This window comes from Leptotrichia wadei (genome assembly GCF_007990545.2).
In the GTDB taxonomy this organism is placed as follows: domain Bacteria; phylum Fusobacteriota; class Fusobacteriia; order Fusobacteriales; family Leptotrichiaceae; genus Leptotrichia; species Leptotrichia wadei.
On record NZ_AP019829.2, the window covers coordinates 398,054 to 419,437 of the forward strand.

At 28.8% G+C, this 21,384-nt stretch carries 19 protein-coding genes; 15 read left to right on the forward strand and 4 right to left on the reverse strand.

The window, feature by feature from the left end; all coding sequences use genetic code 11:
- Nucleotides 1–196: 196 nt before the first annotated feature.
- From FVE73_RS01960 to FVE73_RS01970, 3 genes are all read right to left on the reverse strand, one after another.
- Nucleotides 197–775 carry a 5-formyltetrahydrofolate cyclo-ligase gene (locus FVE73_RS01960; protein WP_018499538.1) on the reverse strand — a complete coding sequence of 193 codons (579 nt, stop codon included), beginning with the start codon at nucleotides 773–775 and terminating at the stop codon, nucleotides 197–199.
- A gap of 122 nt (nucleotides 776–897) precedes the next feature.
- Nucleotides 898–1,485, reverse strand: a complete 588-nt coding sequence (cobU, locus tag FVE73_RS01965; RefSeq protein WP_018499537.1) for a bifunctional adenosylcobinamide kinase/adenosylcobinamide-phosphate guanylyltransferase — start codon at nucleotides 1,483–1,485, stop codon at nucleotides 898–900.
- A gap of 39 nt (nucleotides 1,486–1,524) precedes the next feature.
- Complete coding sequence (locus tag FVE73_RS01970; RefSeq protein WP_018499536.1) at nucleotides 1,525–2,181, reverse strand: metalloregulator ArsR/SmtB family transcription factor; 657 nt, start codon at nucleotides 2,179–2,181, stop codon at nucleotides 1,525–1,527.
- A gap of 475 nt (nucleotides 2,182–2,656) precedes the next feature.
- On the opposite strand from FVE73_RS01970, the gene trxA reads away from it, so the two are divergent.
- The 14 genes from trxA to ruvA all read left to right on the forward strand — a co-directional run bounded on the left by trxA (nucleotide 2,657) and on the right by ruvA (nucleotide 20,040).
- Nucleotides 2,657–2,968, forward strand: a complete 312-nt coding sequence (trxA, locus tag FVE73_RS01975) for a thioredoxin (protein ID WP_010137541.1) — start codon at nucleotides 2,657–2,659, stop codon at nucleotides 2,966–2,968.
- A gap of 215 nt (nucleotides 2,969–3,183) precedes the next feature.
- Entirely contained in the window at nucleotides 3,184–4,119 is a 936-nt protein-coding gene (gene trxB, locus FVE73_RS01980) for a thioredoxin-disulfide reductase (protein ID WP_018499535.1), read from the forward strand.
- A gap of 378 nt (nucleotides 4,120–4,497) precedes the next feature.
- The gene (wzy, locus tag FVE73_RS01985) at nucleotides 4,498–5,910 is read left to right on the forward strand and encodes an O-antigen polysaccharide polymerase Wzy (protein ID WP_018499534.1); all 1,413 of its coding nucleotides are present in this window, start codon (nucleotides 4,498–4,500) and stop codon (nucleotides 5,908–5,910) included.
- A 16-nt stretch (nucleotides 5,911–5,926) separates the two neighbouring features.
- Nucleotides 5,927–6,856: a hypothetical protein gene (locus FVE73_RS01990; protein ID WP_026239116.1), complete on the forward strand. Its 930-nt coding sequence runs from the start codon at nucleotides 5,927–5,929 to the stop codon at nucleotides 6,854–6,856.
- A 21-nt stretch (nucleotides 6,857–6,877) separates the two neighbouring features.
- Entirely contained in the window at nucleotides 6,878–7,351 is a 474-nt protein-coding gene (locus FVE73_RS01995; protein ID WP_018499532.1) for a GNAT family N-acetyltransferase, read from the forward strand.
- 9 nt (nucleotides 7,352–7,360) lie between these two features.
- Nucleotides 7,361–8,149, forward strand: coding sequence for a glycosyltransferase (locus tag FVE73_RS02000; RefSeq protein WP_018499531.1), 789 nt, complete (start codon nucleotides 7,361–7,363; stop codon nucleotides 8,147–8,149).
- Nucleotides 8,150–8,250: 101 nt separating this feature from the next.
- A complete protein-coding gene (locus FVE73_RS02005) occupies nucleotides 8,251–9,024 on the forward strand; it encodes an endonuclease/exonuclease/phosphatase family protein (RefSeq protein ID WP_018499530.1) in 774 nt (257 codons plus the stop codon).
- Between the two features lie 40 nt (nucleotides 9,025–9,064).
- The gene (locus FVE73_RS02010) at nucleotides 9,065–9,898 is read left to right on the forward strand and encodes a glycosyltransferase family 2 protein (RefSeq protein WP_018499529.1); all 834 of its coding nucleotides are present in this window, start codon (nucleotides 9,065–9,067) and stop codon (nucleotides 9,896–9,898) included.
- Between the two features lie 16 nt (nucleotides 9,899–9,914).
- Nucleotides 9,915–11,108 carry a CDP-glycerol--glycerophosphate glycerophosphotransferase gene (locus FVE73_RS02015; protein WP_018499528.1) on the forward strand — a complete coding sequence of 398 codons (1,194 nt, stop codon included), beginning with the start codon at nucleotides 9,915–9,917 and terminating at the stop codon, nucleotides 11,106–11,108.
- 631 nt (nucleotides 11,109–11,739) lie between these two features.
- Nucleotides 11,740–14,415, forward strand: a complete 2,676-nt coding sequence (gene mutS / locus FVE73_RS02020) for a DNA mismatch repair protein MutS (RefSeq protein ID WP_018499527.1) — start codon at nucleotides 11,740–11,742, stop codon at nucleotides 14,413–14,415.
- Nucleotides 14,416–14,426: 11 nt separating this feature from the next.
- The gene (locus FVE73_RS02025) at nucleotides 14,427–16,868 is read left to right on the forward strand and encodes an LptA/OstA family protein (RefSeq protein WP_018499526.1); all 2,442 of its coding nucleotides are present in this window, start codon (nucleotides 14,427–14,429) and stop codon (nucleotides 16,866–16,868) included.
- A gap of 285 nt (nucleotides 16,869–17,153) precedes the next feature.
- Nucleotides 17,154–18,455: a D-alanyl-D-alanine carboxypeptidase family protein gene (locus FVE73_RS02030; RefSeq protein ID WP_018499525.1), complete on the forward strand. Its 1,302-nt coding sequence runs from the start codon at nucleotides 17,154–17,156 to the stop codon at nucleotides 18,453–18,455.
- Nucleotides 18,456–18,531: 76 nt separating this feature from the next.
- The gene (murI, locus tag FVE73_RS02035) at nucleotides 18,532–19,317 is read left to right on the forward strand and encodes a glutamate racemase (protein WP_018499524.1); all 786 of its coding nucleotides are present in this window, start codon (nucleotides 18,532–18,534) and stop codon (nucleotides 19,315–19,317) included.
- 81 nt (nucleotides 19,318–19,398) lie between these two features.
- Nucleotides 19,399–20,040, forward strand: coding sequence for a Holliday junction branch migration protein RuvA (gene ruvA / locus FVE73_RS02040; protein WP_018499523.1), 642 nt, complete (start codon nucleotides 19,399–19,401; stop codon nucleotides 20,038–20,040).
- 254 nt (nucleotides 20,041–20,294) lie between these two features.
- On the opposite strand, the gene FVE73_RS02045 is transcribed toward ruvA, so the two are convergent.
- Nucleotides 20,295–20,522 carry a hypothetical protein gene (locus FVE73_RS02045; protein WP_018499522.1) on the reverse strand — a complete coding sequence of 76 codons (228 nt, stop codon included), beginning with the start codon at nucleotides 20,520–20,522 and terminating at the stop codon, nucleotides 20,295–20,297.
- A gap of 231 nt (nucleotides 20,523–20,753) precedes the next feature.
- Between FVE73_RS02045 and FVE73_RS11005 the strand changes: the two genes are divergently transcribed.
- Entirely contained in the window at nucleotides 20,754–21,203 is a 450-nt protein-coding gene (locus FVE73_RS11005; RefSeq protein WP_018499521.1) for a DnaJ domain-containing protein, read from the forward strand.
- The last annotated feature ends 181 nt before the right edge of the window (nucleotides 21,204–21,384 follow it).

Here is a 21,384-nt window from a genome sequence, read left to right on the forward strand (position 1 = left end):
ACTGATTAAATTTAGGTTGTAGTCCGAATTAGATATAACCAAGTCCCATTAATATTGTGTTAGATAAAAATGAATAAATTTTTTAGGGGAATATTGCAGGATATTTTTTTATTTAAATATTTTATTTATTTTAGCAATATATATTATCATTTTTTTTTTATAATTTCAAGGAAATTTTTTTAAATTTTTCTAAAAATTAGATAACTTCATTTTCATTAATAATAAAATCTAAAGTTATATCATGTTTTTCAGTTGGCACTTCTTCAACCATTTGGAAATCATAGCAAACACCGATAAATAAAGCCTTCTTATTTTGTTTTCTAACGTTATTCAAAAAAGTGTCATAATACCCGCCACCAAATCCAATTCGATTTTTCTTATAATCAAAGGCGAGTGCTGGAACAATAACAATATCCAATATTTTTTCATCATAAAAATCATTGGAAGAAGACTCATAATATCCAAATTTATGCAAGATAAGTTCATTTTCATTATATTTATTAATTTTCATTTCCCTGTTTTTACTATTTACAATTTTTGAAATAAAAAAATTTTTTTTAGGGTAAAGTTCTATCAATTTTGTAATTCTCACTTCATTTTTCATATCCATAAAAATCATTATATTTTGAGCATTCTTTAAATATGGAGCTAAATTTTTTATAATTAATTCACTTTTTTTATCTACTTCTTTACTAGAAAGATTATTTCTTTTTTCTAAAATTTGTCTTCTAATTTCATCTTTTTTTATTTGTAAATCTGTTTTTTGTTTTCTCATATTAAAATTATTCTCCTTTGTTTTGATTTATTTTTTATTGTGAAGGGTCAAGATCCCTTGCTTTAGGATATTTATTTTATCAAATTCTGAGTTTGTATAGTTATCGAACAAGTGATTATTATTTATTTTATTTTCATTGAAATTCCAGAAACTACAAAATACACTTCATCTGCCTTTTCTGCCACAATCTGATTCATTTTCCCAGCAATTTCACGAAAATACCTTCCAAGTGGATAACTTGGGACAAGCCCCATTCCCAGCTCATTTGACACAATTACAGTATTTTCAAATTGATTTGTAATATTTAAAAGCTCATCTACAGAGTTTTCCACATTTTTATTTAATTTTTTTAAAGTTTGAATATACAATTTTCTCTCAAAATTGTTCCAGTCAATATTTTGATTTTCAAAAATTATGTTAGTAATCATATTTGTAAGGCAGTCTACAAGCAGATTATTTTTTATTTTATCATTATTTTCAAAAAAATTGTTTAATTCGTTTTCAAAATTTTTATAAGTTTCAACTGTAAACCAGTCATTTTTTCGTCTTTTTTTGTGCAATCGTATTTTTTCTTTCATTTCTTCATCAAATATAAGCGATGTTGCCAAATATATATTTTTTTGCTTCCCATTATTTAATTTTAAAAGCATTTCTTCTGCAAATTTGCTTTTCCCGCTTTTAGCTCCGCCAGTAACAAAAATTAGTCCCATTTTTCTCCTATTTTATATCTTTTTTTTAATTCAATAAAGCTAAAAATTTTTATTTTTCTGCCAGTCATAATAGCTTTGATTTAGGCTATATGCTTGAAAGCCGTTATCATTTAATAATTTAGAAGCCAAATTTGCATAAGCACAGTTTCTTCCACGGCAGTAAACAATGATTTTCTTGTTTTTTGGTAGATTTGTAATATTTTTTTCAAGTTCCTTCATTGGAATATTAATTGCATTTTCTATATGACTTGAATTAAATTCATCTTGAGGACGTAAATCTATTATCAGTGTCTCACTTTTTTTTGCCATTTCATAAGCCTGTTCTAATGTAATCGGGCGGATTTTCATACAGCTGTCATTAAATTCATTGTGTATTCGCTGAATATCTGCTAATTGTTTTTCTCCCACGCCAATTAAAAGATACACCAGGTCAATTATCTGAGTATTTGCAATTTCGTAGACAACATAATTTCCCTTTTTTTCATTAATAACTAGATTACCGTCTTTTAAAATCTGTAAATGTCTAGAAGTATTTGCAATGCTCATTCCAGTTTCGTTTGAAATACTTTCTACAGTTTTTGACCCTTGTACAAGGAGATCTAGTATTTCAATTCTTTTTTCACTAGACAGGCATTTTCCAATTTTTGATAATCCTGAATACAGGCTATTTTTGTAATTTTCACATATTTTATCCATTTATTTATCTTCCTTTTCAATTATATACTTGAACTCGTAAAAATTAAACTGTTAAAAATCATATAAACTTAGGGCTTGGGTAAAATAGTCATAATTTTTGAGTTCAGTTTTAAATTGGTTTTACTGTAATAGTAAAATTTTTTTAAAGTCAAACTTAAATTTTACTTAAACTTCTAGCTCTGTATAATTTATACTATTTTCAATTTAAATTTTATATCGAATAAATGTGATATAATTTCTGTTTTTTAAATGAAATTTAGTTCAAATTAATTTAAATATTGATAAAGTTCAAGCATAATTTTAAAATTTTAAATAAAAGTATTGACAATTTTTTTTAAATATGATACTATTCAATTACTTGATTGAATAGTTGATTTTATAAAAATAGTATAACACAAATTTTTTAAAAAATAAACTATAAATTTACTAACTTAAATAAAGAAGAAAAATAAAAAAAGAGAGAGGATGATGTAAAATGGCATTAAATTTAAATAAAGATAATTTTGAACAAAGTATTGCAAATGGAGTGGCTTTAGTTGACTTTTGGGCTAGCTGGTGCGGACCTTGTAAAATGCAGCTTCCTATTATTGAAGAATTTTCAGGAGAAATGGAAGGAAAAGCTACAGTTGGAAAAGTAAATGTAGATGAAGAATTGGAATTGGCACAATCTTTTGGAATCCAAAGCATTCCTACATTAATTTTATTCAAAGATGGGAAACCTGTTAAAAAATTAGTTGGATTACATTCAAAAGAAGCGCTTTATGAAGAAGTAAATCAAGTATTATAATTGTAAATCAGGTAAAATAGGTTGTTAAAGAAATATTTATTTATAGGACAAGTCTAGTGGTTATTTTTTCTGCTAGACTTTAATTATAGTATTTAATTTCATAAAAAAAACAGAGTAATGTTTTATTCATTTAACAGTAAATTTTAAAAAAGCATTTATACAGATTGTTATTTGAATAAAAATGATATAAAAAATAAAAAAGGAATGGTGAAAATATGTACGATTCAGTAATTATCGGATCAGGACCGGCAGGACTTACAGCTGCAATTTATTTAAGCCGTGCTGGATTAAAAAATATAGTTATAAATGGAATGGAACCAGGCGGACAGCTTACAACAACAACAGAAGTTGAAAACTTTCCAGGATTTCCACAAGGAATTTCTGGACCGCAATTAATGGAAGATATAAAGTCTCAATCTCAAAATTTTGGAACTGAATTTTTGCAAGCTGTGGTAAAGGATATTAAAGATGTTGAAAATAATGGGAAAAAGACGTTTGAATTACATTTGGATAATGGGAATATTGTAGAAACAAAGACAATAATTTTATCAACAGGAGCAAGTGCAAAATATCTTGGAATTGAAAATGAAAGGGAAAATATTGGAAAAGGTGTTAGTGCCTGTGCGACTTGTGATGGATTTTTTTATCGTGGAAAAGAAGTAGTTGTAATTGGCGGGGGAGATACTGCAATGGAAGAGGCTTTATTTTTAACAAAATTTGTAAATAAAGTTACTATTATTAATAGAAGGGAATTTTTACGTGCTTCTGCAATTATGCAAAAAAGAGCGAAAGATAATGATAAAATCGAATGGAAATTGGATTACACGCCTAAAAAAGTATTGGCAGATGAAAAAGTTACAGGAATTGAACTTATAAATAACAAAACGGGTAAAACTGAAACTTTGGCAACAGATGGAATTTTTGTGGCAATTGGAAGAACTCCAAATACAAAATTCCTTGAAGGAAAAGTCGAAATTGATGATAGAGGCTATATTGTAACAAAAGGAAAATCTTCTAAAACAAGTACTTCTGGAATTTTTGCGGCTGGAGATGTTCAAGATAGTAAATACCAGCAGGCGATTGTTGCAGCGGGAAGTGGAGCAATTGCGGCACTTGATGTAGAAGAATATTTGAGGGAAAATAATTTGTAATTTTTTAGATTGAAATATATTTGAAGAAACTGTCTTAAATTTAGATAGTTTCTTTTTTTGTTTTTTTTAATATAAAGTGTGTGTTTAGAATTTAATAAAATAAATATTCTGAAACAAGAAGTTTTGAACCTTTGTGAAATAAAAAATTAAGTTGTCGAATAGGTCTATTATAAAAAGTGAAAATTAAGAATTGAAAAAAATATTTATCATTGAAGTTTTAGTGGCGATATGATAAAATTTTAGATGAAATTATAATGAAATAACTTTATTTAAAGTTATGGCTATTTTACTCAGATTCTGATTTTATTTAGTTTAAATAACTTGATATTTATAAAGATTTGAGTATAAAAGAAAAAAAATGAAAACAGAGGTAAATTGATGAAAAGAAATAATTTTATAAAGGAAGATAAAATTGGATTTTTAATATTTCATATGTTTGTTATTGCATTTGTGCTATTTTTAAAAAGTATGGTGACTTTTCCAAATGATGCATTGAAAATGAAATTTTTAGAATGTCTGCTTATGGGAGTGTATATTTATACATTTTTTACGGCAAAAATTTATTTGGAGTGGTTAAATTCGTATATGATTTTTTTGTATACGCTATTTTTGTTTAATTTTACAAGGATATTTCTAGATATTGTGAATTATAAGGAATTTGGATGGGCTACGAAATTTGCTAATTTTTATTTTTATTATGATGTGAGAAATGAGATAATAACAGTTTTTTTACTTGTCTTATTGTTTACACATTTGGGATTTTTTATTGGAATTTCAAATGAAAAAATTAGTGAAATAAGAAGCAGCATTACACTTGAAAGCAGAAGAATGTTTACAGATATTGGAATGGCTTTATTTATAATCTCATTGCCTGCTTTAGCCTACAAAATGTTCATACAGTTAAGAGTAATATTACATGCTGGATATGAGGCTTATTATACTGGGATTTTAAAGGGCGTCGATTATCCTGCATTTACAAAAGGTTCTGGAACAGTAATGACAATTGGATTTTTGATATTTTTAATTTCAATTCCATCCAAAAGAAAATTTTTGACAATTTCTTCACTTTATCTTATGGTAAAACTGCTGGATTCGTTCAAGGGGGCAAGAGCAATATTTTTGACACAGCTGCTTTTTATAATGTGGTATTATGCAAAAGTTTATGGAATCAGGATAAAAGCCAAGACAATGGTAAAATTGGTAGGATTTACAGTGATTTTCTCACAAATTCTAGTATCTATCCGAAGTAAAAAAATATTCAGTTTAGATTTAATAAACACAATTTACAATTTTCTGTTTTCTCAAGGTGTAAGCTACCTTGTCCTAGGCTATACAATTAACTTCAAGCATAACATTGTCGGACATGGAAGTTATCCGTACATTTTACAGGGACTGTTAGGCTTCCAACCACAGTCACTTGAAACTCTTGAAACAACAAATTCACTTGCAGACAGATTAACATATTACCTAAATTCAGGAGCTTATTTAAAAGGTGAAGGAATTGGTTCAAATTACATCGCTGAAATGTATGATTTAGGATATATCTGGTTAATTATAATTTCAATTTTACTTGGAATTGCAATTATAAAGTATGAAAAATATGTTGTAAAAAATAGATTTTTATTATTGACAAGTTATTACTTTATTCCAAATTTATTTTACATCCCAAGAGGTTCATTCTTTGGAGAAGGATTAATAAAAAATATGGCAATGCTAATTGCAGTTTACGTTCTAGTCTTTAGCTTTGACTATATGTACAGGAAGATTGAGGAAAAGAAGGAACTGATTTGATTTTTTAGGGAGTTGAGTGAAGTTGGGCGAAAAAGAACAAGTATTTAAAGTTCATTGGGTAGAGAAGTTGAAAATGGTGTTTAATCTGATTTATATTCCAGTATTGTTTTTTTATGGGTGGAGATTTTCTTTGGATTTTTCAATAAATGAAATATTTTTTAAATGCTTTTTGACTGTTCTGCTTTCAATCATAATATTTTTAATTTTATCTATTTTTGTTTTTAACAAAAAAATTGAAGTTCTTGAAAATATTTTGACGTATTATGAAAGAGGAAAAGAAGTTTTGTGTGTGAGAATAGAAAAAGACAATATTAGGATACTTTATGAAAAACATTGGAGTAGTGAATTAAAACATTTATCAGTAGATTATTATGATGTTCCAATTTATTTGTTTGGAAAGAAAAATTGCTTAAAACTTGAAAAAATTATTTGTAAATTTCAACTTGAAAAAAAGGAAATTGAAAATATAGTATTTGAAATTTCAAAAAAAGAATTATTTATAGAAAAATACAAAGATATTTTTAAAAATGCTATTATTATAATAATTTTTATCTTCATAGTAGTTAAATATTCTGATAATATTTTTTTGAATTACTTTTTGATAATTATTATTTTGGGAGTTATTATTTTAGAGATTATTTCTTTAATTAGAATGAAAATTTGTACACCGAAAATTATAAAAATATTTAATAATTTTATAAGTATTGATGATGAAAAATACAGTAAGTATGATATAAAAAAGTTGATGTTTACAAGTCCGAATACAAAAAGTGGAACAATAGATTTTGGATACAGAATATTAAAAATTTTTGGAAATGATGAAAAAAAGTTTTTTACACTAATTACTTCTAAAAATTCAGAGTTTAAAAATGAGGATTACGAAACTTTTTATGGAGAAATAGTGAAATTTTGTATTGTTAATGGAATTGAGTATGAGTTGGTGTAGAAAAATAGGAGTTTAACGTTGATGGAAGTAGAAAATATAAAAATAATAAACGGAATAAATGACAATAATAAAAATGATATAGTCAAATGGACTAATGAAAAGGGAAAGGATTTTCTTGAGCAATGGGCTGGAAAAAGCCTTGATTTTCCGCTTACAGAAAGCCAAATTGATGATTTGAAGGATATTTACTCGATTTTTTGTGAAAATGAATTTGTGGGGATTATTCAGAAAATACGAAAAGAAATGAATAATATCCATATTGGGCGATTTTTGATTAATCCTGAACTTACTGGAAAAGGGCTTGGAAAAAGGGCTTTGATAGAGTTTATAAATTTAATTTTTCAAGATGAGGGTGTGAATTCGATTACGTTAAATGTGTTTGATTATAATGTGGGAGCTAAGAAATTATATGAAAAAGTTGGGTTTATAGTTGTAAATGTTGTTGAAAATCCGATGAAAAAGTATATGATGATTATGAAAAAAGGTGAAAAATAGGAGAAAATAATGATAGAAAAAAAAATATATTATGTCTGGGTTGGAAATGCCAAAAAACCTGATATTTTTTATAAATGTCTGGAATCTTGGAAAAAGAATTTGCCTGATTTTGAAATAATAGAGATAAATGAAAAGAATTTTGATATGGAAACACATCTTGCGAAAAATAGATTTTTCCGTGAATGTTATGAAAGAAGGCTTTGGGCGTATGTTTCGGATTATATGAGAGTGCATTTTATGTATGAAAATTCTGGAATTTATGTTGATACGGATATGGAAATAATTAAAAATTTGACACCAATTTTAGAAGAAAAAGATTCTTTTTTTAAAAATCCAAAAAATGAGAAATTAAAAAAAATGGATTTTTTTATAGGTTATGAAGATGAAAAGCACATAAGCGTAGGAATTTTTGGAACATCAAAACACAATGAAGTGCTGAAGGATATTAAAGAGTTTTATGAAAAAGAGATTTGGGAAAAGCCAGTTTGGACGATTCCAAAAATATTTACGTATGTTTTTGAGAAAAAGTATAATTTGAGCGGGAAAAGGGAAAATTTGTTGAAAGATGGAGAAATAGTGATTTTTCCAAAAGAATATTTTTATCCTTACGGGTTTCATGAAAAATATACAGATGACTGTATAAAGCCTGAAACTTATGGAATACATTGGTGGAATGACAGCTGGAGCAGCTTGAAGGCTAGGTTATTTTTGGAAGCGAAGCATTTATCAGGGATAAAAAAATTGGTGAAAAAGACTAGAATAATTGCTAGATATTATTTGAAGGAAAAACATAAATAAAAGACAAAGGAAAAAATAAAGTTGGTAGATACTTAAAAAAGTGATATAATGGAATGAAATATTTATATAATAAACAAAGGATTAGGAGAAACAAGAGAAAAATGAGCAAATTAAAAAAAGTATTATTGTCGCTTATGATTTGTGGGGCGACTGTTAGCTGGGCAAAGGAATTTAAGATGATGACGTATAATATTTATGGGGCAAGGCTTACAAACGGACAGAAATTGGGAGAAAGCATAAAGCCGTATGCACCTGATTTTGTATCACTTCAGGAAGTTGATAAATTTACAAAGAGAAGCAATTTTAGGGATGTAACGTCTGATATTGCAAAAGTCTTGGGATATGATTATTATTTTTTCAAAAAATCGAGAGATTATGATGGCGGGGAATATGGAATTTCATTTATCTCAAAATATCCGCTTGAGAAAATATACACTTATGAATTGCCCTCAGAAGGTGAGGAAAGAAGACAGCTTGTAGTTGCAGAACTTTCTAAAAAGACTTTTGGTAAAAAGGTTTTAGTTATGAATACACATTTAGACTTTAAGCCAAGTATAAAACCTGAGGAAATGGAATCACTTGATTTACTTACAAAATTTTTTGATAAAGATGATATAAAATTTATAAGCGGAGATTTTAATTTTTTGCCATCAACAAAATATTATGGACAAATGACAAAGGACTGGAGAGATACATATATGGAAGCTAATTTTAGTGGAGCAAGATCACTTTCAGATCCAAGAATTGACTATATTTTTGGAAGTCAGTCAAAAAAATGGAAGGTGAAGTCAAGTTATTTTATCAATGATGCAACTCAAGACTGGACAAAATTGTCGGATCATCTTCCATATATAACAACTGTGGATATAAAATAAAAAAATTGGGATAGAAAAAAAATAAAAGGAGGTATGAAGTATGAAGGTTTCCCTTGTAATGCCAACAATTAATGTTACAACTGAACTTGAATTATTTTTGAAAAGTTTGAGAACACAGACTTATAAAGATTTTGAGTTAATTGTAGTGGATCAGAATGAAGGAAATGAAGCTTTTGAAATTGTGAAAGATTACGAAGAGGAATTTAAGATAAAATATGCAAAAAGCGATGAAAAGGGGCTGAGTTTAAACAGAAATAGAGGGCTTGTACTTATGGAAGGGGAAATTGTGGGATTTCCCGATGATGACTGTGAGTATCAGCCTGATACGTTGGAAAAAGTTGTTGCTTTTTTTGAAAGAAAAAAAAATTATCGGATTTATTCGTGTCGTACACTTGAACGTGGGAAAACTTATGGAACAGGTGTTATGGAAAAAAAAGACATGGAAATAACTAAAGATAATGTAGATAAAACAGTGAAATCTATAACTTTTTTTGTAAATTATAAAAAAGATGATATTATTTTATTTGATGAAAATTTGGGAGTTGGTGCGACTTTTGGAAGTGGAGAAGAAACTGACTATGTGCTTACATTACTTCATAAAGGCTACAAGGGAAGATATTTTGCAAACGACATAATTTTTCATCCAGCTAAAAAAGGAAACTACAGCGATTTGGATCGTGCATATAAATATGCTTTGGGATTTGGAGCATTAGTAAAAAAGGAAGTTAAGGGTAGAAAAAACAGATTTTATATTCTGAAATACTGGAAGCGGCAATTTAGAAGTTTTGTTGGAATGATTGTTACAAGAAACAGGGCATATCATAGAGTTGTGATGAAGGGTAGAAAAATTGGATATACAAAATATAAAATTTAAAAAATAGGAGAAAAATATGGATAAGATAAAATGTTTGATAAATATGATAATAGCTTATCTAATTTATCCATTTAACAAAGGGAACTTTAAAAATAGAAATATTTGGCTTGTGGGAGGAAATGCAGGAGAGCTTTTTGTGGATAATGGACGTGCAATGTATGAATATTTACGGTCAAAACAGCAGGAGGAAGTATACTGGGTGATAAACAGAAATGCCAAAATTGCTAAAAAAATTCCGGGAGAAAAGCTGATAAAAGGAAGTGTAAAAAGCTATCTGTATTTTATGAATGCAAAAGTTGCATTATTTTCCCACTCAATTTCTGCGGACATTGTTCCATACCTGTTTGTAGTGCCATTAATAAACAAATTTCACAAAAAAGTATTCAAAGTATTCCTAAATCACGGAACAGTAGGCTTTAAAGTCCGACAGGCAATGAATCCAAAAACGGCAAAAGTTGCAGAAGCCCTTGTAAAATCCTATGATTTAAACATCTGCGATTCAGAATTTGAAAGAAAAGTGAAAACAGAAACTTGGTGGGAAGTGCCAAAGGAAACAGCAGTTATAACAGGCTACCCAAGATATGATAAATTATACAATCTAAAAATTACGGAAAAACAAATATTCTTTATGCCGACGTGGCGAAACTGGCTAAAGTCAGAAAACTCAGAAAATCAAAAATTTGAAGATACAAAATATTTTCAGAATATCTCAAATTTAATTACAGATAAAAAATTAAATGATTATCTGGAAAAAAATAATATTAAATTGAATGTCTACATTCATCAATTAATGCAGGATCATTTAAAAAATTTTGGAAATATAAAACTTGGAAAAAATATAAGAATACTTCCGAAAGAAGTAAATATAACTGAGGAACTGCAAAAATCAAAATTATTAATAACAGACTATTCAAGCGTAGCCTACGACTTTTATTATCTAAACAAGCCAATTATCTTCTTTCAGTTTGATAAACGTGAATATGAAGAAAAAGTTGGATCTTATGTGGATTTAGATAAGGATTTGTTTGGAAAGCAGGCTAAAACTGTGGAAAAATGTGTAGAGGAAATTATTGAGATTTCTGAAAATAATTTTCATTATGATAAGGATATGAAGCAGAAATCTGATAAGTTGAGAGAAAAGTTTTTGAAGTATGTAGATAAGGGGAATTGTGAAAGGGTTTACGATGAAATTTTAAAAAGAATAAATTAAAACTTGATTTTTTACTAAGGATTTATAACATGTGTTGTTATTAATAAATATTTTCTTTGCATTATTAAGTTTTTTTTATTTATTTTTGCAGGATTGCTCATTGCCGCAAATCCTGCACCTATGGCTAGACTACGACTTTTATTTGCCCAACTCCAAAACTCCTCCTTTTAGTTGTCAAACAGTCGTAGTTGAACAAATAAAAGCTCCGTCAATTTTTAAAATTTATTTTGTTAAAGAAAAATATTTATTATAAATTTCCGAGATTTTAATTTTTCGGTAAAATACAACTTGTTTGAGCTTTTCTATTTTATTTGAATTGATAACAAGTTCATGAGATTAAAATAACTTTTATTAAAAGTGAGTTTTGTCTTTTGCTGTGAAATTAAAATTTGAGAGCGGGAGTGCAGAGGTATGGTGATTGATCCCCTTTACGTATACAAAAAGAAAAAATATAAAATATAGAAAAAATGTTTATTAACAAAAATTTATTTTCTATAATTTATTTTCTATAATTTAATAAGAAATAAGTAGGGGATAATTTTTATTAATTTTTTAAAAAATTGAAAAAGAAAATAAACTATGATAAAATTTAAGAACGAAAAAATAAAGATAGAACAGAGGTAAAATAACGATGGCAGATACACCGCTTATGAAGCAATATAAGGAGATAAAATCAAATTTTGAGGATTCTATATTGTTTTTTAGATTGGGTGATTTTTATGAAATGTTTTTTGAGGATGCGGTGAAAGCGTCACGGGAGCTGGGACTTACGCTTACTTCGAGAAATAAGGAAAAAAATGTAGATGTACCGCTTGCAGGAGTTCCGTTTCATTCGGCAGATTCATATATAACAAAACTTGTTTCAAAAGGGTATAAAGTTGCGATTTGTGAGCAGACAGAAGATCCGAAGATGGCAAAGGGAATTGTAAAACGGGAAGTTGTGAAGATTATAACGCCAGGGACAGTTGTGGATGTAGAGGCACTTGATGCCAAGAGCAATAATTACTTGATGAGTATTTTGAAAATTGAGAATAAACTTGGAATTGCGTATATTGATATAACTACTGGAGAGTTTAAGGTAACAGAAGTTGAAAAGGATGATGATTTTGTAAAATTATTTAATGAGATTAATAAGATTGAGCCTAAGGAAGTGCTTGTTACAGAGGATTTTTATGGAGAAATAAAGGAAAAGTTAGATGATTTTTTACAAAAGAATGATTCAGTTGTAACTTTTGTGAATAAGGTTCGGGATAGTGCAAAATATCTTATGGATTATTTTGAGATTGTGTCGCTTGAAAGTTATGGGATTAAAGATAAAAAGGCGATAATTGGAGCTGCAGCCATGGCACTTGATTATGCTGCTACTATGCAGGTTGAACATGAGCTGACTGTGGAAAAAATTGAGTTTGTGAATATTTCCAATTATGCTGAAATAAATGCGATTACGAGCAGAAATCTGGAACTTTTGAAAAATCAGAGGGAAAAAACTGTTTATGGCTCGCTTCTGTGGGTGCTGGACGAGTGTAAAACTTCGATGGGAACACGGCTTTTAAAAAGATTTATAAATAATCCGCTTTTAAATATTGAAAAAATACAGAAAAGACAGGAAGATGTACAGTATTTTATTGATAATATCTTGATTCGTGAGGATTTGAGGGAAAAACTTGAGAATATTTACGATTTAGAGCGGCTTTTGGGGAAAATAATCTTTGGAAGTGAAAATGGAAAAGATTTGACAGCATTGAAAAAAACGATAAAATCGGCTGTTGAAATAATGAAAATTTTGGAAAATACGGATTTTTTTAAGGATATTGATGCAAATATTTTGTTTGAGTGTTATAAAATAATTGACGACAGTATAAATGAAGATGCGCCATTTTCAGTACGTGAAGGCGGAATTATAAAATCTGGATACAATGCGGAACTGGATGAAATTAGAAATATTATGAATTCTGGGAAGGACTTTTTGCTGGATATTGAACAGCGTGAAAGGGAAGCAACTGGAATTCGAAATATGAAAATAAAATTTAACAAGGTTTTTGGTTATTTTATTGAAATTACAAAAGCAAATCTGGATATGGTGCCAGAACATTACATAAGAAAACAGACTCTTTCAAACTCAGAAAGGTATATTACGCCTGAGCTGAAAAAATACGAAGATACAATAATAAATTCCAAAGCAAAAATCGAAGATTTGGAATATCATTTGTTCAAGGAAATTAGCGGGAAACTCAAGGAACATCGAAAAATTTTGTCAGAACTTGCAGAAAGGCTGGCATACATTGATGTAATGGTATCTTTTGCTGTAAGTGCCATTGAAAATGATTATGCAAAACCTGAAATGAACGAGGAATATTCCTTTGAAATTGAGGGCGGAAGGCATCCAGTTGTGGAAAAGCTGATTGGAAGGACGGATTATGTTTCAAATGATACAGTCTTTACTGAAAAGGAAAGTTTTGTTGTGCTAACAGGACCTAATATGTCGGGAAAATCAACGTATATGAAGCAAATCGCATTAATTTCCATAATGGCTCAGATTGGTTCTTTTGTCCCTGCGAAAAAAGCAAATTTATCAATTATAGACAAATATTTGACACGGATTGGGGCTTCTGATGATATTTTGACTGGGCAAAGTACATTTATGGTGGAAATGAGTGAAGTTTCCAACATTCTGAACAATGCGACTGAAAAAAGTCTGATAATACTTGATGAAGTTGGACGTGGAACTTCCACAACCGATGGAGTCTCCATTGCAACTGCCATTTCAATGTATATTCATGATAAAATCGGTGCTAAGACAGTATTTGCAACACATTATCACGAACTTACTGATTTAGAAAATAAATTTGCACATATTGTAAATTATCGGATAGAAGTGGATGAAAAGCAGGGAAAAGTGATGTTTTTGCGAAATATTGTAAAAGGTGGAGCTGATAAGTCTTATGGAATTGAAGTAGCGAAATTGGCGGGGCTTCCGAAGGAAATACTTGTTGAAAGCAAGAAAGTTTTAAAACGGCTGGAACAGAAAAAGGAGCTTATTGAGAAAACGGTGGATGTTCATCAGCTCTCGCTTTTTGGAGGAAATTTAGAATTTGAAGATAATTTTGACGAAGCTGAAAAAGATTTTAAAAATGTTGAAAATAATCAGCTTTATGAGGAAAAATTAGCACAAATTGAAGAAGAAAAGGAAAAATTACGAAAAATTATGAATAAGATAGAAGATTACGATATAAATAATATTACACCAATGGATGCAATGAAATTTTTGTTTGAATTGAAGGAAAATATGAAAAAAGATAATAAATAGGAGAAAAAATAATGTGGAAGAGAATAGGTTATGGAGGACTTGTATTAATACTGATATATTTTATATATGCTGTATTTTTTAAAAAAATTCCGGCACCGCTTGATCAGATGCAAAAGGATATGAAGGCTAAAAAAGTTGTGTACAGATTAAAAGATGAGGCAATCGTTTATGCAGATGAGCAAATCGGATCTGAAGGAGATGAAGTCATTAAATTTAAAAATGTGATTATAGATCTTGTAAAAAAACAGATGGTAATTTCTGGAAAAGAAGGGATTGTAAATACTAAGACGCTTGATGTTTCATTGATGAAAAAAGTTGTTGGAACAACGAAGGATAGAAAGTGGGAAATTTATACAGAACGGGTAGATTATAAAAAACAGGGAGATCAGCTAATTTCGCCAGTAAAAACAAAACTGGTAAATACTTTTGATGACACTTTTTCTGAAGCGGATAAAGTTGAAACAACGACGAAGTTTGAAACGATTGTAGCTACAGGACATGCAAAATATAATAATAAAAAAGATAAAAAAACTATGACTGCAGATAAGATTACATATAATGATCCGACAAAGGTAAGTTTTGCAGAAGGTCATGTTGTCTATAAGGAAGAAAAAACTAAAAGAATGCTTACAGCAGATAAAATGCGATATGATGACATTAATAAAATAGGAAATGCAGAAGGTCATGTGCATTACACTTCTCCTGAAAGCAAGCTGGATGCTCAAAAGGCAGATTATTATATGAATGGTGATGATGAAAGAGTAGAAGGTTTTGGGAATGTTGTTTATATAGGGAAAGAAAGTGTAATTACAGCAGACAGTGCTGTGTATTTCATCAAGAAAAAACAAATTAATGGAAATGGACATGTTGTTTATAAGAGTAAAGAAAGTGTAATTACAGGAGACAGTGCTGTTTATCTTGTTGATAAGAAACAAGTTGATGGAAGAGGGCATGTAAGATATACAGGAAAAACTATGATAATTACAGGAGATCATGTCTTTTATGATAAAATTGCCAATATAATAACTGGTGATGGAAATGGTACGTATAATTATTTGCCGAGAAGAACGACAGGAACTTATAGAAGTGGAGTTTATGATTTGAAAACACACACTATGACAACAAGTGATTATTATACTGCTAATTACGATGATTATAAAATGGATGGAACAGGGCTTGTGTATGTTTTTCCTACAGGAAATGCTACTATGAATGGACCTTTTAATGTAAAAAAACAAAACTTTAATGTTCATGGTGCAAATGGAAAAATGAATACAATTTCAAAAGATATTTTTGCAAATAAAATGGAAATGACAAGTATTCAAGGGGATAAAATTTCATCTGATATTGGACAGGGAAGTTTTGAGAAAAAGGAATTTAGATTTGACGGGCATGTTAAAGGTAAGATTCGTGGAAATGTAAAAGATCTGGTAAATGATCCAAGACCACTTGTAGAATCAGAAGCAGTCCATTTTATTGGAAATACAGCAAAAGTTTATTTTGTTTCTCATAAAAATGGAAGCAATATGAGTATTACACGTAGTGAGATTAAAGAGAATGTTCACATGACCTATAAGGATATTACATTAGATTCTCAATATAATGAAATGGATTCAAGAAGAAACCTTATACTTGCAAGGGATAAGGTTATGGTTGACTTTAAAAATAACACTAAGATGACTGCAAATTATTTGTATATGGATATGAATAAGCAGGAAGGATATGCTAGAAATAACATAAAAATCGTAAGTACATTGCCACAGTTTAGAGCGATTAATACAAGTGCTGACAAGGCTATAATTTATCTAAAGGATAAAAAAATAAAATTAAATGGAAATGTAGTAACTTACCAAGGTAAAAATCAAATTTCATCTAAAAGTGCAATATATGACATGGATAAAAAAATTCTTGAAAATGAAGGAAATATTCAAATGCGGTATGAAGTTCAGAATAATGGTGATAATAACGGAAGTAACGAAATTCAAGGAAAATCAGATCCTAGAAATTCTGCAGCGGTTCAAGAAGTAATAGGCAAGTTGTCAGTTTCTGAAGGAGGACATCTTCCGAAATCAATGACTGCCTCAAACGGAGTTCCAGTTACAATAAGATGGCATTCTTCAAATTCAAGCTTATATTCAGTATCTGGAAGAGTTAATAAGCAGTTTTACGGTGGCGGAAGTAAAGGTGCAACATTGACTGCAACTGCAAAGGCTGGAGTAGATACTGCAGAAAGAACCTTTAGTGTAAGCGTTCCGACAGAATCGGCTCACGAAATGCTAGTAAGGGCAGCAAGTAATATTTATGTTCCAGAAGATGGAGAAAATCTGCCTTCATCAGTTAGAGTAAATGTAAATAAAGGGACAATAGATATACCAATATCTTGGAGTAAAAATGGAGATAGAAATGTAGCAACATTAAGATATGGCGGTGCTTCTTATCGTCAACAATTTTAAATAGTTTTTATTTTTTATAAGAAAATCAAATTTATATTTTAGTATATCATTGGTATATTTGATAATTTTAAAAGGGGCTGATGCCTCTTTTTCTTTTATTGTTAAAAATAATATATTATATAATATTTAATCTAGTTAGATTTAAAGAAATATTAATAATACTTTTTGAGAGGTATGTGTCTGTAATGATAAAATAAGTTGAAAATAAGTTTGATGTTGTAATGGAATTATGATATAATATTCTTTAGAAAAATTATTAGATATAGAAAGAGGAAAGAAAAGGAAATGAGAAAAAAAGTAAAAATTGGCATTAAAAGTAAAAAAATGGTGTTGTCTATGGCATTTTTGGCTATATCGGCATTTTCATTTGCTGATGGTGAAAACTACCATGATTATAAGGCACTGTTAATTGGAGATGTAAATGGAAATATTATAAAGGAAGATAATAGTTTAGCTGTTCGACCTTTGGCATCAGTTACGAAAATTATGACATCAATATTGACATTAGATAAAATAAAGACAGGGCAAATTTCCTATGATGATAAAGTAACAATTTCGTCAAAGGCTGCTTCAGTTCCTTACGGGGTGAAATTAACAGCTGGGAAACAGTATACGGTAAGGGATTTATTAAAGGCAACAATTATCAAATCATCAAATAATGCTGCTTATGCACTTGCTGAATATGTGGGAGGAGATGTACCGAGTTTTGTACATTCGATGAACGAAAAAGCAAAAAGTTATGGGTTAGATTCACTTAGATATTGTTCTCCAAATGGGTTGCCGCCTAGTTATACAGGTTCTTGCATGGATCAAGGAAATGCACGTGATTTGTATAAATTGGCTCAAATAACACTAAAAGATTATAGTGAATATTTAAATTTTTCAAAAAATAAAGTAGAATACATTGACAATGGAAATACAAAAGTGACTTCTACAAATACTCTTTTGGGAAATGTGCAAGGAGTAGATGGATTAAAGACAGGTTATCACGATGCCGCAGGTTCAAATATCGTATTGACTGCAAGTAGAGGTGATGATAGAATGATAGCTGTTATTTTAGGTTCAAATCATGCGAAGGATAGAAATGCAATTGGAGCAAGAGAAATAAATGATTACTATATAAATGGCTATGCAAAGAAAAATGGTGGAAATAGTTATGCTTATGCAGGTGATAATAGCAATAAGAATAGACGTAATTACAACAATAATCAAAATAGTAATAGAAATAGTAACAATAACGGCAATGAATTTAATAACAATAATGCTGAAAATAATAATGCTCAAAAGGGAAATAAAATAGAGCAATTCTTTAATTCAATTTTTGGTAAAAATAATAATAATAATTCAGCAAAGAAAATGAAAATTATAAGTAAAAATGATATAGTGGCAGTAGCAGAAATAGGTGAAAAAAAATATAACTTGTATCCTACAAAAGATGTGGAAATAACAGCGACTCAACGACCAAATTTGACTTATACGGTAAATTTAAATTCAGGAGTGAACAAAAATAGCAGGGGAAAAATTGTTGGAACTTATATTGCAACCGACGGAACGTTGACTTATAGTGGAGAATTGATTATGAAATAATAAAAAAGAGCTGTTTTTATAACGGCTCAATTTTATTTTATAAAAATAAAAAATAAATAACAGAAAGGAAAATAACATGTCTATCGGAGTATTTGATTCGGGAATCGGAGGGCTTACTGTATTAAAGGAAATTAGAAAAGTTTTGCCAGATGAAAAAATATATTATCTTGGAGATACGGCAAGAGTTCCGTATGGAGAAAAGACAAAAGAGCTGATTATAAGATATTCAAAGGAAATCGTTGAATTTTTGCTGGAAAAAAATGTGAGTGCTATTGTAGTAGCTTGTAATACAGCCACTGCACTTGCATTAAAGGAATTGAAGGAAACTTTTAAGATTCCGATTATTGGAGTAATTGAAGCTGGGGCGAGAACGGCAATAGAAGCAACAAAAAGTGGTAAAATCGGTGTAATCGGAACGAAGGCGACTATACAATCTGGAAAATATGAAGAGGAAATAAAACTTTTTAATAAAAAAGTGGAAGTGCTTCAAAAAGCTTGCCCACTTTTTGTTCCAGCGGTGGAAGAAGGAATTTTAAGTGGAAAGCTGGTAAATCAGATAATAAAAACATATCTTGATGATTTTAAGGGGAAAGTAGATACTTTGATATTGGGATGTACTCATTATCCTTTGTTAAAAGATGCCATAAGTAAAATTTATCCAGATATAAAAATAGTAGATCCAGCCAAGGAAACAGCTTTAGATTTAAAGGAAATTTTGGAGCAAAATGAATTTTTAAAAAATGATGCGAAAAAAGATGAAGAAGTAAAATATTATGTGACAGATGGGCAGGAAAAATTTAAGGAAATTGGAATTATGTTTTTGGAGGAAGATATTCCAAAAGTTGAATTGGTAAAATTATAAATTAATGTTAGAGTAAAATTTTATATTATTTCAAATAAAAAAACTTTATCATAAATAAAATATAATAAAGAAAGGGCATAGATGTTTGAATATATTTTAGGAAAGTTAGCAGTAAAGAAAATAGATTATGTTGCTTTGGAAATAAACGGATTGGCATATAAAATTCATATATCATTGAAAACATTTGAAAAAATAGGTAATATTGGGAATGATGAAAAATTATATATTTTTACAAATGTGAAGGAAGATGATATTTCCCTTTATGGATTTAAAACGCAAAATGAAAGGGAACTTTTTAAGGCTTTGATAAGTATAAGTGGAGTAGGTCCAAAACTTGCGATTGCAATATTATCGACTTTTAATATGAGGGAAATTATTGAAATTGTTACGGAAGATGAGTCTAAAATTTTTACAAGAGTTCCAGGGCTTGGAATAAAAAAGGCTCAAAAAATAATACTGGATCTGAAGGATAAAGTAAAAAAAATAGATATATCGGAAATGCTTGAAGAAACTAGCAATCTATCGAACGGAAAACTGATAACTTCAGAATCTTTTGATCCTAAAATTTCACTAATGAAGGAAGATCTAAAATTAGCCTTAGAATCTTTAGGATATACAAATACTGATATTTCCAAATGGATAAAAGATAGTGAATTGGCTCAATTAAAGGATATTAGCGAGGCTATAAAAATAGTTTTGCAAAAGATTCAAAATAAAAAATAGTTTTGTAAAAATGTTAGTCCTTTTATTTTTACAAATAAATATGATATATAAAAAATGTACCTTTAAACTTTTTACTTTAAAATTAAGTTTTTAGGTACATATTTTTTTGCTAAAAAAATCTTTCTAATCTTATCATTTATAGTGAACCCTATTTAAGATTAAACTGCTAAAAATTATATAAATTTAGGGTTTGAGTAAAATAGTCATAATTTTTGAGTTCAGTTTATAAAATCAGGAAATAGATTTAGTATTAATTATTTACCATGTTTTTTTACCATAGTCTTTTTATTATTTCTTTTTTCTTGAAAATTTACAGTTCGTTTCTTTTCTAGTATTTTATTAGTTTTTTTTCTTTCTGGTTGAACGATCATTGGTTTCGGCTTTGGATTTTTGGGCTTGGGCGGCATAGCGAGAGATACTATTGATATTCCTGTAATTCCCAAAATTGCAACCATTTTTTTAAAAGTATTTTTCATATTCATATTAATCATCCCCATTCAGATCTATCTTTATTTTTTTATTTTGTTCATATCTTTTCTTGAACAAATATATAATATCATTTAATTTTGACAAAAATATGTAAAATTTATGACTTTTTTGTGAAATTTTGAATTATTTATTTTAAAATTTAATTAAAAATATATTGACAAAAATATAAAAATATAGTATTATTTAATAAACATTAAATATTAATTAATAAAAAAGGAAGAAAAATGAATTATTATGAATTATTAGGTGTGTCTGAAAATGCTGATATTTCAGAAATAAAGAAAAAATATAGGAAATTGGCGATGAAATATCATCCAGACAGGAATTCGGGGGATGAAAATGCTACTAAAAAATTTCGGGAGGTAACAGAGGCTTATGAGGTTCTTGGGGATGAAAAGAAAAGGGAAGAGTATGACTGTAAAAGAAAAAATGTTCAGAGTCAAAGAAGAAATAAGAATAAAAAGGAAAATGTCAAGGATGAATTTTCTCAAAACGATTTTACTTTCGGAAGGGATTTTTTTAAAAGTGCTAAGGAAATGAAAGGAATGTTTGAAAATAGTTTTAGGATGGATAAAATGGGAGAGAAAAGGGCAAGGTCGGAAAAAGAGAATATTAAGAGTAGGTTTGATCAGTTTTTTGATGTAAAGAAAAAAAATAATGATAATTTTAGGTAACTTTATAAATTTTTATAAGAAATTTAGGGTTTCTGATAATAAATAGAATATTATTTTAAAAAAATAATCGAACCTGTTTAAAATCAAATTGTTGAAAATTATATAAATTTATGTTTTAAGTAAAATAGTCATAGTTTTTGAGTTCAGTTTTAAGGCAGTTTTACTATAAAAAAGATAAATT